Origin of the sequence: Rhizobium aouanii (assembly GCF_037002925.1) — a bacterium.
In the GTDB taxonomy this organism is placed as follows: domain Bacteria; phylum Pseudomonadota; class Alphaproteobacteria; order Rhizobiales; family Rhizobiaceae; genus Rhizobium; species Rhizobium aouanii.
In genome coordinates, this window is the sequence record NZ_JBAMYD010000002.1 from 467,300 (window position 1) to 480,154 (window position 12,855).

At 61.2% G+C, this 12,855-nt stretch carries 11 protein-coding genes and 1 tRNA gene; 4 read left to right on the forward strand and 8 right to left on the reverse strand.

What is annotated here, in order from left to right; translation table 11 throughout:
* The first annotated feature begins 104 nt into the window (after positions 1-104).
* Both V8P77_RS05685 and V8P77_RS05690 read left to right on the forward strand, forming a co-directional pair.
* On the forward strand, positions 105-1,004 hold the full coding sequence (locus V8P77_RS05685) for a GntR family transcriptional regulator (protein WP_077977462.1): 900 nt from the start codon (positions 105-107) through the stop codon (positions 1,002-1,004).
* A gap of 284 nt (positions 1,005-1,288) precedes the next feature.
* On the forward strand, positions 1,289-3,295 hold the full coding sequence (locus V8P77_RS05690; RefSeq protein ID WP_335911180.1) for an ABC transporter ATP-binding protein/permease: 2,007 nt from the start codon (positions 1,289-1,291) through the stop codon (positions 3,293-3,295).
* A 28-nt stretch (positions 3,296-3,323) separates the two neighbouring features.
* Here the strand turns inward: V8P77_RS05690 and V8P77_RS05695 are convergent, their stop codons facing one another.
* The 7 genes from V8P77_RS05695 to V8P77_RS05725 form a co-directional block, all read right to left on the reverse strand.
* Positions 3,324-3,704: a GFA family protein gene (locus tag V8P77_RS05695; RefSeq protein ID WP_335911181.1), complete on the reverse strand. Its 381-nt coding sequence runs from the start codon at positions 3,702-3,704 to the stop codon at positions 3,324-3,326.
* A gap of 201 nt (positions 3,705-3,905) precedes the next feature.
* Complete coding sequence (locus V8P77_RS05700; protein ID WP_335911182.1) at positions 3,906-4,487, reverse strand: DEAD/DEAH box helicase family protein; 582 nt, start codon at positions 4,485-4,487, stop codon at positions 3,906-3,908.
* Positions 4,488-4,561: 74 nt separating this feature from the next.
* A complete protein-coding gene (locus V8P77_RS05705; protein WP_335911183.1) occupies positions 4,562-6,052 on the reverse strand; it encodes an MDR family MFS transporter in 1,491 nt (496 codons plus the stop codon).
* Positions 6,053-6,311: 259 nt separating this feature from the next.
* Positions 6,312-6,716 carry a hypothetical protein gene (locus tag V8P77_RS05710; RefSeq protein ID WP_335911184.1) on the reverse strand — a complete coding sequence of 135 codons (405 nt, stop codon included), beginning with the start codon at positions 6,714-6,716 and terminating at the stop codon, positions 6,312-6,314.
* A 465-nt stretch (positions 6,717-7,181) separates the two neighbouring features.
* Positions 7,182-7,655 carry a hypothetical protein gene (locus V8P77_RS05715; RefSeq protein WP_335911185.1) on the reverse strand — a complete coding sequence of 158 codons (474 nt, stop codon included), beginning with the start codon at positions 7,653-7,655 and terminating at the stop codon, positions 7,182-7,184.
* A gap of 176 nt (positions 7,656-7,831) precedes the next feature.
* Positions 7,832-7,907 (reverse strand) — tRNA-Thr (locus tag V8P77_RS05720).
* 122 nt (positions 7,908-8,029) lie between these two features.
* On the reverse strand, positions 8,030-8,989 hold the full coding sequence (locus tag V8P77_RS05725) for an NAD(P)H-dependent flavin oxidoreductase (protein ID WP_335911186.1): 960 nt from the start codon (positions 8,987-8,989) through the stop codon (positions 8,030-8,032).
* 285 nt (positions 8,990-9,274) lie between these two features.
* Here V8P77_RS05725 and V8P77_RS05730 point away from each other — a divergent pair, with 285 nt between their 5' ends.
* On the forward strand, positions 9,275-10,474 hold the full coding sequence (locus V8P77_RS05730; RefSeq protein ID WP_335911187.1) for a regulator: 1,200 nt from the start codon (positions 9,275-9,277) through the stop codon (positions 10,472-10,474).
* A 9-nt stretch (positions 10,475-10,483) separates the two neighbouring features.
* On the opposite strand, the gene ppk2 is transcribed toward V8P77_RS05730, so the two are convergent.
* A complete protein-coding gene (gene ppk2 / locus V8P77_RS05735; RefSeq protein WP_335911188.1) occupies positions 10,484-11,365 on the reverse strand; it encodes a polyphosphate kinase 2 in 882 nt (293 codons plus the stop codon).
* Between the two features lie 243 nt (positions 11,366-11,608).
* On the opposite strand from ppk2, the gene phoR reads away from it, so the two are divergent.
* Positions 11,609-12,832, forward strand: coding sequence for a phosphate regulon sensor histidine kinase PhoR (phoR, locus tag V8P77_RS05740; protein WP_335911189.1), 1,224 nt, complete (start codon positions 11,609-11,611; stop codon positions 12,830-12,832).
* Positions 12,833-12,855: the final 23 nt, after the last annotated feature.

The following is a 12,855-nucleotide window of genomic DNA, read 5'->3' on the forward strand; positions in this document are numbered from 1 at the left end:
GCCGCAGGCGACCGGAAATAAGCTAAAGGTCGTTTGAACAAGCCCCGATTTTTCTGCCCTGCTGGAGAGCGGGCGGTCGATACGAGGGCGGAAAGCGGGGTCTGGTGGCAAGGCAAAATACGGTCTTCAAGGAAGCCTATAACAGGTATGCCGTAGCCCTGCGCACGGATACCGCGCTGCCCTCGGAACCGGAGATCGCCGCCCAGCTCGGCGTCAGCCGCTCGACGGCGCGCGCCATCCTGACGCGGCTCAGCGAGGAGGGCATCATCCGCTGGAACAAACGCCAGAAGATCGTGCTGCGCCAACCGACAGACCACGACCTCTTTCCCTCCGAAGAAACCGACTCCCTGCATGATATCATCGAGCGCAGCTTCATGCAGCGCATCCTTGCCGATGATGCCGCCCCCGGCATGCAGATTAACGAATTGGAGCTAGCCCGCGAGATCGGCACCGGAACGACCAGCGTCCGCGAATTCCTGATCCGCTTCTCCCGCTTCGGCCTCATCGAGAAGCGGCCGAACAGCCACTGGACGCTTAAAGGCTTCACCCGCGAATTCGCGCTTGAGCTGGCCGATGTGCGCGAGATGTTCGAACTGCATTCCGCCGCCGAATTCGGCCGGCTTCCAAGGGATAATCAGAGCTGGGCCGATCTTGCCGCTATGCGCGACGAACATCACGCCATGCTTGCCGACATCAACCAGCGCTTCAAGGATTTCTCCGTCCTCGACGAGCGCTTCCACTTGCTGATCCACCGCGCCTCGAAGAACCGCTTCATCGCCGATTTCTACGACGCCATCGCCATCGTCTTCCACTATCACTACCAGTGGAACAAGACCGCCGCCCGCCAGCGCAACGAGCGCGCCATCCACGAACACCTGGATTATATCGCAGCGCTGGAATCCGGCGACCAGGCGGCAATCGAAACCGCCTGCCGAGCGCATCTGCACTCCGCCCGCCAGACCCTGCTGCAATCCCTGCCGCAGGTCGCGACGGAGAGCGCGTGAGGTGGGATAGGACATCTCGGCCCAGAGATCGCCGATGCCAGCCCCTCATCCGCCTGCCGGCAGCAACCGGGGTCGAGCCACGGGTCTCGACCCGTCCTTCGGACCCCCGCTTGCGGGGCGAAGGGGATATGCCGCGACCTCTCCCTCCCTCTATCGCGTCTCGTATGGCACGTCCCCTCTCCCCGTCAGAACGGGGAGAGGGTTAGGGTGGGGGGCAGATGTTTTCGATACGGCGGATGGCAGCCATCATGAAACATTTCGATGTGTAAGCCGTTATCGCGCTTATGGCCGACGCTAAACTCAATCCGACATCGGTCGACGGCACCGAACCGCACGGTGCCGAAAAGACGCGCCAGGAGAAGGCATCGACTGTAGAGGTCGTGCCGCCGCCAGATATCATTGAACCCGATCCGGAGTTGACGCCCGAGGAGGCCGAGCACGCGCGCAAGCGCTATTTGCTCAAGCGCTTCTGGATCAGCGCGCGCCGATTCTGGGGCCGTGGAGGTGACAAGCTCGCCTGGCCGTTGTCGATCGGGCTGCTTGCCATGATCTGCATGAATGTCGGCTTCCAATATGGGATCAATCGCTGGAACCGCGCGATTTTCGACGCCATAGAGCGGCACGATGCCGGCACCGTCTATTACCTCAGCGGCGTGTTCGTGCCGCTCGTGCTTGGAACCGTCGCCCTTGTCACCACACAGGTCGCTGTTCGCATGATGATCCAGCGGCGATGGCGTTCCTGGCTGGCGACAGCAGTCATCGCGCGCTGGCTGGCAAACGGCCGATACTATCAGCTGAACCTCATCGGCGGCGACCACAAGAACCCCGAGGCGCGCATCTCGGAGGATTTGAGGATCGCCACCGAAGCCCCCGTCGATTTTACCGCCGGTGTCATCGCGGCGTTCCTGTCGGCCTCGACCTTCATCGTGGTGCTGTGGACGATCGGCGGAGCCTTGACGCTGCCGATCGGAGGCTGGACCATCACCATTCCCGGCTTTCTCGTCGTGACCGCGGTCCTCTACGCCGTGATCACCTCCAGCGTGATCGCGGTGATCGGCCGCCATTTCGTGCAGGTCTCCGAGGTCAAGAACCAGGTAGAGGCCGAATTTCGCTATACGCTGACGCATGTGCGGGAAAACGGTGAGAGCATCGCGCTTCTCGGCGGCGAGGAGGAAGAGCGCAACGACCTCGACAAGACCTTCGGCAATGTGCTGAAGCAATGGGCGCTGCTCGCCCGCCAGCATATGCGCACGACGTTTGTGTCGCATGGGTCGATGCTGATTGCCCCTGTTGTGCCGCTCCTCCTTTGCGCCCCCAAATTTCTTGAAGGCAGCATGACGCTGGGCGAGGTCATGCAGGCGGCCTCTGCCTTCGCCATCGTCCAGACCGCCTTCGGCTGGCTGGTCGACAACTATCCGCGTCTTGCCGATTGGAACGCCTGCGCGCGTCGCGTCGCGTCGCTGATGATGTCGCTCGACGGGCTGGAGCGTGCAGAACAGAGCGACGCGCTCGGCCGGATCAAGCATGGCCAAACCGAAAGTGAGGCGATGCTCAGCCTCAACGATCTCGCCGTGTCGCTTGACGATGGCACCGCGGTGGTCAAGGAAACCCGGGTCGAGATCCAGCCCGGCGAGCGGGTGCTTGTGTCAGGTGAATCCGGTTCGGGCAAGAGCACGCTGGTGCGGGCCATCTCCGGTCTCTGGCCGTGGGGTGGCGGCAGCGTCGATTTCCGCGCCGATCGACAATTGTTCATGTTGCCGCAACGATCTTATATTCCTTCGGGAACGCTTGGCCGTGCTGTCGCCTATCCCGGTGCCGCCGATAACTGGCCGCCGGATGAGATCAAGTCGGCCCTCGACAAGGTGGGACTGGATTATCTGAAAGATAAGATCGAGGAAGACGCGCCATGGGACCAGACTTTGTCGGGCGGCGAAAAGCAGCGGCTGGCCTTTGCCCGTCTCCTGCTGCATAAACCCGATATCATCGTGCTGGATGAAGCAACCTCGGCACTCGACGAGAAGAGCCAGGACAAGATGATGCAGATGGTGATCGATGAATTGCCTGATGTCACCATCATCAGCGTCGCGCATCGCGCTGAGCTGGAAACCTTCCATAGCCGCAAGATCACCTTGGAACGCCGCCGGGGCGGCGCAAAGCTTGTCAGCGATATCGATCTCATCCCGCGCAAGAGAAAGGGGAACTTGCTATCACGCGTCTTGGAGAACCGCCGCTCCCTGCCGAAGGGTAGCACGACCTCGAACAAGGCGCCGCAGCCGCAGAATAGAAATTGAAGTCCGCTTGCGGGCGAGCAACCGCTGCCTATTGCGCATTCTGGGGCAGGTTGTCGGTGATGTCGTAGTAGTCGCCTTTGTCAGCGACAAAGATATGCATTTTCAGTTTGGTTTTGGTCGAGCTATCGAAGGCACCCATCGCGACAGCGATCCAGTCGTGATGGGGTGGATCCCAAAACAGCGATGATCCACATACCCCGCAAAATCCACGCCTCACCTTTTCTGAGGATTGATACCAAGTCACACCTTCACCTCCCTGGATCGCGATCTGACGCCTTGGCACGTCGGTTGTCGCGAAAAAGTGGCCGGATTGTTTTCGGCATTTGGAGCAATGGCACGCATCCGGCGCTCGCAGATCGCCTTCGATCTCAAAAGTTACGGCACCACACAGGCAGGATCCTTTGTGCATAAGCCTTCCTCTCATAAGCCCCGTCGCGCTTCTAAAGTTGCGCCGAGGATTCCGTGTTTGCAATCTGATCCAGATTTCCGATCAGCCCTTTCGATCAAATAGATTTTGACACCCATTTTCGCTCTCGCTGATCCGCCTCATCACGCGCCGCATCCGGCCCGAGGCCGATCTTCCGCTATCGGCGCGAGTGGCTGAAACTCCTCACGCGCGGTGGGAGAGCTCTGCTGCGCTGCGTATCGCAACATGATCCCGTATTGCCGCAGCGCTTTCTGCAGGCGACATGAACGTCACATCTAACGTCAGCGCATGTTGGTGCGGGATATTGAGAACCATGGCCTGTTGGCTACGGCTCCTGGACGTCTCGACGTCCGTCGTCTTCAAGTGGTCGCGCCGAGCGGGGGAGGAAACGCGACGCGCTAGTTCTTCTTCGGCACACAGCAATCTCACCGGAACGAAGACCGCAGCGCACTGTCCGGCGGCGTCAAAGAACTGTTGGTACGTCCGTGTGCTCCGCTCATCGCCTTCGACGCCTGCGTGCGTGAAGATGAAATTCCTCGACGGGCCGCTATAGGCGGTGATTGCATCCAGGACGGCCTGCCGGACCCTGCCAGTATACTCCCAGACGCCCTTTGGGAGCGGAGCGGCATCGTCGAGGAGGCGCAAGATCGGGTTGTTGAACCAGTGATTATCAACGATCTTCGCGGATATAAGCGAGCCGAGTTCTCTGGCGATTGTCAGCTTGCCGACGCCCGGAAACCCCAGGAGCAACACGAAAACACTCATCGTCCGACAACCCTCCCAACACAATCTGCCGGTGTGAAAACCCAGCATTTCTGCGCTTCCACGAGCTGAACCGCTTAATACGAGGCCGCCTCGCTGGCGACAGCCGCCCCCTCGCGCTTCTGGCTAGGCCCGACCGGGATCAGCCAGGTGGTGAAGAAGGTCAGCACCGCGACGACGACCACGCCCCAGAAACTCCAGTGCAAGGCCGCGTTGAAGACCGAGCGGATCGCCGGATCGGCGGCGAGCGCCGAAAGCCCGGTCGGCTGGTTCAGCACCTCGTGCAGGCCTGCAGCCGCCTCGCCGCTCGCATAATGGTTGATGCCGGCATTGAGGATGGCGCCGAGCACGGTGGCGCCGAGCGTATTGCCGAGGCTGCGGGCAAAGATGATCGAGGCGGTGGCGCTGCCGCGCATCGACCATTCGACGCTGTCCTGCACCAAGACGATGCTGGTGAGGCTGATGAGACCCATGCCGAAGCCCATGAAGAAGGAGCCGGCGCCGGCAACGATCGGCGAACTCTCAGGTGTCAGGAACAACAGGAAACAGGCGCCGAAAGGAAACATCAGGCTACCGACGCGCAGCGTGCGGCGGATGCCGAAGGCCTTGTAGAAACGGCTGGAGAGCATCACCGCCAAAGGCCAGCCGACGACGAGCATGGTGAGCGTGAACCCCGCGACAAGAGGCGAGCGGCCGAGCACGCCCTGGACATAGAGCGGCAGGATTGTCGAAAGCCCGATCAGCGCCATGCCGGCCAGCAGCGTTGCCGCATTGCTGGTCGCAATCAGCCTTCGGCTCCAGAGCGGGATCGAAATAATCGGCTCCGGCGCCCGCTTCTCCTGGGCGAGAAAGAGCAGGCCCGTCACCACGAAGACGGAGAAAAGCGAAAGCAGGATCCAGACGCTCGCATCGGTTTCCGTCAGCATGACGAGAAGTGCCACGATCGAGATCGAAAACAGCACCGATCCGAGGTAATCGATCTTTGCCTGCTTGTGCGCCACGTCCTCCTTGAGGAAGACCATGAAGGCGATGACAGAGATGACGCCGATCGGCAGGTTGATCCAGAAGATCCAGGCCCAGGAGATGTTGTCGACGATGATGCCGCCGGCGAGCGGCCCGACGACGGCCGAGGTCGCCCAGACGGTCGCCATTGCGCCCTGCACGCGGCCGCGCTCCTCCAGCTTGAAGAGATCGCCGATGATCGTCATCGTCACCGGCTGGATGGCGCCGGCGCCGAGCCCCTGCAGCAGCCGGAACAGCACCAGCGACATCATCGACCAGGCAAGCCCGCAGAGAGCCGAGCCGACCAGGAAGATCAGGATGCCGCCGATCAGCACCGGCTTGCGCCCGAAAATGTCGGAAAGCTTGCCGTAGATAACAGTCGTCGTCGACTGCGCCAGCAGGAAGGCCGAAAACACCCAGCTGTAATAGGAAAAGCCGCCGAGCTCCCCGACGATGCGCGGCATCGCGGTCGCCACGATCGTCGCCTCGATCGCCACCATGAAGGTCGCGAGCATGATGGTGGCGACGATAAGCACGCGGTTCGAGCGTTGCGCTGCATTCGACATGACGATCCTCTTGGGCGCTCCGCAGATGCCGGAAATATTGGCAGGCTGGCTGAGATGTGGGGCGATGTGCCGCTTGCGGAGTGATGTGGCTCTTTTACGACCTCAAGCCCGGCCGGTAAAGCAGGCCGCGACCGGTTTCTGACGCCAGCCATTGTTTTCGCGTGATGTCGGCGAAGTGGCGGCCGAACGCGAAGGCCCGGCGCCATTCCGCTCCGGGCCTTCGTTTTGTCAGAAGGTAAGGCGAACAATCACCTCAGCCTCATTGCGGGCATGCCTCATTAAGCGAGTCGGCGCTGCCGCTGGTGCAACCCGGCGTCTGCTGCAGGTTGGGATTGACCCCGCCGGGATTGATCGTGCTGCGACCGCTGTTGAGATTGACGCCGCCATTGCCGGTCGTGCTGCCGGTGGTGCCGGAATCGGTGCCGATAGACCCGGTGCCCGCCGAGCCGGTGCCGACCGACCCGGTGCCCGTCGCACCGCCGCCGACAGACCCAGTGCCAGCCGACCCGGCGCCTGCGGAGCCGGCGCCCGAACTCCCCGATCCGCCGATAACCGGTGCCACCGAAAGCCGCCCATTGGCATCCGCCCCACCGGCCGTCTGCGCCAGCGCCGAGCCGGCCAGACCGATCGAAAGCAATGATATCGCGATGAACTTGCAGGACATGATTTTCTCCATGCTTGTTGTCTCACGGGAGAAAACCTGCTGGGCGGGGGCATTGTTCCTGTCGGGGTTGCGGTTTTCACGGTCGTTTGATTGGAGGCAGATAACGGCCTGGGAGACTACTGGACTTGCATCTCCATGAGGGGCAGAGAAAACGGGCTGCCGAGGCTCGAAATTTTCTTTGAAGTCAGATCGGCCGCAGCGTCCGAATTGTTCCGATCGTACTCGCTAAGCAGATCGGCGCTCGTCCTCACGCATCTTTGTGACATGACACGAGCTTTCGCAACAACGCCCCAATGCATGCGCGGATATAACCTGCATCACCGCTTTCAATTGCTCGCTTGATGTCCAGAGGAGGGATTACCGACCACGGTGATCACAGCGTCTATTCCTGCAATATGGAGGAGGGATTCTGAGATCTAACCCGCTAGCCGACTAGTCTGTTGGCGATGTGAAACAGACATCCTGTCATTCGTCATCCATCAACTGAAACTCCCGCGCCGCCTGAGGGCAGAGGAGCTTGAACTGCTCGATCAGCGGCGGCATGCCTGATGCGCACGACACATCTGAACCCTCTGGTAATGGGAAAGTGACATGCAGCGGTTTTCCGCGAGGAGGAACGAAGGACATGGTGCCTTCGCTGCAACTGGCGGTGGAACGGGAAGTGTCTTTCCCATTCGTTTTTGTGTACTTCGCAACACACTGCTCTACAGTTAGTTTGCCGCCATGTGCTATTGTCTCACCTCCTGGGTCTCGCTCGCAGTATTCCTGGAAGTCGGCCTGAGTGACCTTTCCTGCCATAACTGCAGTGCTTGAATCGGTGCCGGTCCTGCTGACAAGCGTTCCGTTCCATCCACTACATGAGGCGAGAGGGAAGTCTGCTGCCTGCGCAGCGGACAAGCTACATGTGAAAAGCGCGATACTTAAAAGCGATGTCCTCATAGATGCTCCCAATCACTAACCTGCTCTCGTTCGATCGATATCGGTCGCGCATATGTAGATGAAGGGCAGCCAAGCCGCCATGAGTGAAGAGGCTCTAATTACTGAAATTTTGCCTGCCGAGTGGCCAAAGGCAGCTGAAGGTAAACGAAGGATTTTAAAAGAGGCTTATAAAGAAATGGTGCCGCTTGCAGGACTCGAACCTGCGACCCCATCATTACGAATGATGTGCTCTACCACCTGAGCTAAAGCGGCATTTCACGGCCGAAGCAATGCGGCCTGCGATTTGCATGGCGCTGATACAGCCATTGTCTGAAGATTTCAAGCACCCTGTCATGGCTTTGGCAAAAAAGAGGGGGAGGGGTGGGAAGGGCGCCTCAGAGCGTCAGCCGGGCGCGCGCCGCCCTGTATTCGGCCTCCAGCCGGTCGACGAGTTTTGCCACCGGCTCGACAGCCTTGATGGCGCTGATGCCCTGGCCGCTGCCCCATATGTCCTTCCAGGCCTTGGCGCCGCCGACAGCCTGCTCGAAATCCATCTTCGAGACATCGGCCAAGGGCAGATTGTCCGGGTCCATGCCGGCAGCCACGATCGAGGGTTTCAGATAGTTGCCGTGCACGCCGGTGAAATAATTGGAATAGACGATATCGCTGGCGGCCCCTTCGACGATCGCCTGCTTGTAGGCGTCCGCGGCGCGGGCTTCTTCAGTGGCGATGAAGGGCGAGCCGATATAGGCCATGTCGGCGCCCATCGCTTCAGCGGCGAGGACGGCGCCGCCGGTGGCTATCGCGCCGGCCAGCAGCAGCGGCCCGTCGAACCATTCGCGGATTTCCTGGACAAGGGCAAAGGGCGACAGCGTGCCGGCATGGCCGCCGGCGCCGGCCGCGACTGCGATCAGCCCATCCGCTCCCTTGCGGATCGCCGAATGGGCATGGCGGTTGTTGATGATGTCATGCAGCACGATGCCGCCGTAGGAATGCACGGCGGCATTGACCTCGGGCACGGCGCCGAGCGAGGAGATGACGATCGGCACCTTATATTTGACGCAGAGCGTAAGGTCGTGCTCCAGCCGCTTGTTCGACATGTGGACGATCTGGTTGACGGCAAAGGGGGCGGCCGGCCGCTCCGGATGGGCGGCGTCGTGGCGGGCGAGCTCCTCGGTAATCTCCGCCAGCCATTCGTCGAGCTGGCTTTCCGGCCGGGCGTTCAGCGCCGGAAAGGCGCCGACGATGCCCGCCTTGCATTGCGCCAGCGTCAGCGCCGGATGCGAGATGATGAAGAGCGGTGAGCCGACGACCGGCAGTCTCAATTTGTCCCTCAGGATCGGGGGCAGGGCCATGGTCATCACCTCCATTGACGTTTACGAAAACGTCAATCTCATAACAGAGATGAAAAGGCGATTAAAGACCGGCTGCCATGCCTTCGTCGATTTCGGCCCGAATATATACGTCCGGGAAAGCTAATAGAATAAGGCCCGCAAGCGGTGAAAGCTGCCGATATCCCTTCCGATCGACCGCGGCCGGGCCCGCAAGGCTTGCGGTTTGCCGCACTTGCCGTTACCGAATTTTGATGGAGAACGGCAGGGATTGCAGTCCGATGCCGAGTTCAAGGTGAAGGACTGGATGTGAGCGGATTAGAAACGGCCATCAGAACAGCGCTCGAGAATTCCGATCGCGACAATCCGGAGGTTCGAGCGAGGATCTATCAGTCGGCCCGCCAGGCGCTGGAAGCCGGCCTGCGCAAGCAGGACATCACCGACACCGAGGTCGTCGCCCATCACCGCCACCGCCTGGAAAGCACCATCCACGCCATCGAAGGCGAGGAGCGTGACCGTCTTCACCCCCGCCAGAGACCGCCTGAAGTGTCCGTGCCGCCGGTCGTGGAAATGCCGGCACCGCCGGTTCCGCGCGGTGACGTGGCCGATATCGACAGCCTTATCGATAGTCCCGTGCCCGCGGGCGAAACACGCACCCCCGAGGTGGCCTTCAGCCGCGGCGACGAGTCCAGCCTCCACGACGTGCATGCCGGCAATGCCGATCATCTGGCTGCCGCGCCCGTCGGAGAGGAACGCCTTGCCCGCGGTCAGCGCGCCACCAATATGGATTTCCGCCCGGAGCGGGCGGCAGGCCGCCGCAAGCCGCGCAAATTCTTTTCGCGGCTGCTCGTCTGGTGCGTCCTGCTCGCCTTCCTCGGCATCGGCGCCTGGTGGGTGCATACGTCCGGCCTGCTGATGACGGCGGCCGAGCGCGACACCAGCGTTGCCAATCCGCCGGCAAGCACGCAGCCGGAGGATTTTACCGGCAATGACGACAGCGCGGGGAATGCCCCTTCCCACACCGATCAACCGGTCACCATCGATCCGCAGAACAGTTTTTCGGCCGATTGGATTCCCTTGTTCAAGCCTGAGGACGCCGACAAGATGCAAAGCGGCCCGCGGGCGCGCACCGAAAAAATCGCTGGGAATGACGGTCCGGCCGTCCGGCTGATTTCCGAAAGCGGTGCGGCCGACGGCAATATCTCGATCAGCGTGCCGCCGTCGGTGCTGCAGCAGCTGGCCGGCAAATCCTCGACGATCGCGCTGACGCTGCAATCCACTACCGACGAGCCGACGCAGATTACGGTCGAATGCAATTTCCAGACGCTCGGTAATTGCGCCCGCCATCGCTTCAACGTCAGCCGGGAAAAGTCGGATGCGCTGCTGCAGGTCAAGTTCGACCGCTCGCTCGCGCCGAATTCGCCGGGCACGCTGACGATCAACAGCGATCTCGACGGCAAGGCGCGCGGCATCAACCTCTTCGCCATCCGCATTCTGCCGGGGCAGTGAGGCCGGCTTCTATTTCAGAAAGCCTGGCCCTGAGCCGATGATCTCTTCGTCGACCGTGCCCAGCGCTTGTCTGTCCTTGCCGTCATAATCCATCCTGTTCAGCATGTGGCGGATGAGTTCGAGGCGCGTCCGCCGCTTGTCATTGGCGCGGATCACCGTCCACGGCGCGAAATCCGTATGGGTTTCCTTCAGCATCCGGTTGCGCTTGTCGCTGTAATCGTCCCACTTCGTCAGCGCCGCGATATCCATCGACGACAGTTTCCAGACTTTCAGCGGATCGTGCCTGCGGTCGTGGAAACGCTTGAGCTGCATCTCGCGGCCGATATCGAGATAGAATTTGAAGAAGAAAATGCCCTCATGGGCGATGATCTTTTCGAGCTGCGGCGCCTGCTTGAGGAAATCCTCATATTGCTGCGGCGTGCAGAAGCCCATGACCGGCTCGACGCCGGCGCGGTTGTACCAGGAGCGGTCGAACAGCACGAATTCGCCTGATGTCGGAAACTGCGCGACATAACGCTGGAAATACCATTGTCCCTGCTCGCGGTCGGTCGGCTTGGTCAGCGCCACGACGCGCGCAAGGCGTGGGTTCATATTCGCCGAGGAGGCCGAAATCGCGCCGCCTTTGCCGGCAGCGTCACGCCCTTCGAACAGCGCCATCACCCGCTTGCCGGTCGCCTGCAGCCAGAACTGCACCTTGACGAGTTCGATCTGCAGCTTTTCCAGCTGCTCCAGATAATCCTCTTCCTTGAGCTTCTTCTTGTGGGGAAAGTCGCCGGATTCCAGCGCGCGTTCGTCCACCCAGGCCGGCAGGGTGGGATCGTCGACGTCGAAGATGCGTTTCTTTCCGCGGATCTCCAGCTCCACGGCCCTGTTTTCGACGTCCTCGTCCATATCAGCCTCCACAGCCCGATCGCTTCTCTTCCTGCAAGCGAACATATTTACCGTTGAAAATCAAATCTCTCGCCGCCAGCCGGCAATTTTTCTTGAGGTTCGGCTGCGGCCTTTCGCTTGAGACGCTGCAGCCCGAAAACTTCTGTCATGAATTGCCGCTATCAGGCAGAGTTCCAATATAAGAAAAACGAATCGACGCCGCGAGGGCACTTGCCAGACGAAACTCCATGGAGAAAAAGCCTGTTGGCGCGCATCCGGCGCGAACGGCCGGTGCTGCTTGCGGCAATCCTCAGTGCGCTCGCCGCGCTTGCCGCCGGCATGAACAAGTGGGTTGTGCTGGTCCTGCTGCTTGTGATGATCCTCACGGCGCTTTTCAAAGAGGCGCCGATCATCGAGGCCGAGCCGGCCCCACCGGTGGAGATCGAGCCGGAACTGCCGCCAAGCCGCCTGCCGGAGGTTTCCGCCGCGCTCTCCGGCCTCGATATCCCGGTCATGGTGTTGTCGGACGACGCCTCGGTGCTCTTCCAGAACCGTGCTGCCGAAAAGGCCTTCGGCGAGGTGGCGCTCGGCGCCCATATCTCGGCCCGTATGCGTTCGCCCGGCGTGCTCGACATGGTGCGCGAAACCATCGCCACCAATGCGCCGAACCAGATCGAGCATTCCGAGCGGCTGCCATCCGAGCGCGTCTATATCGTGCGCAGCGCGCCCATAGAATTCGCAGCCGAAGACGGGCCGCGTGAGCGCTATTTCATCCTCTCCTTCCGCGATATATCGGAGGTCCGCCGCATCGACCGCATGCGGTCGGATTTTGTCGCCAATGCCAGCCATGAACTGCGCACGCCGCTTGCCTCGCTGCGCGGCTTCATCGAGACCATCCAGGGACCGGCGAAGAACGATCTGAAGGCGCAGGCGCGTTTCCTCAACATCATGCTCGACCAGACGACACGCATGAGCCGGCTGGTCGACGACCTGCTGTCGCTCTCTCGCCTGGAGCTGAAATCGCATATCGCTCCGGATGAGAAGATCGATCTGGTGCCGTTGCTCGGCCATGTCAGAGATGCGCTTGTGCCGCTGGCCAGGGATGTCGGCGTCGACATCAATCTGCATCTGCCCGACGGCAAGGTCGAGGTGCTGGGCGACCGCGACGAACTTGTTCAGGTCTTCGAGAACCTGATGGAAAATGCCTGCAAATACGGCCAGGAGGGCGAGATCGTCGATGTCTGGCTGAAGAACGGCACCGGCCAGCCGGTCGAGGTCAGCATCGTCGACAAGGGCCCGGGCATCCCGGCCGAGCATGTGCCGCGGCTGACGGAGCGCTTCTACCGGGTCAGTATCGAGGACAGCCGCTCAAAGAAGGGCACCGGCCTCGGCCTTGCCATCGTCAAACACATCCTCACTCGCCACCGGGCGCGGCTGATCGTCAAGTCGGAAGTCGGCAAAGGCACCGATTTTACCGTCCGCTTCTGACGCGACAGGCAGCCTCAGACGTA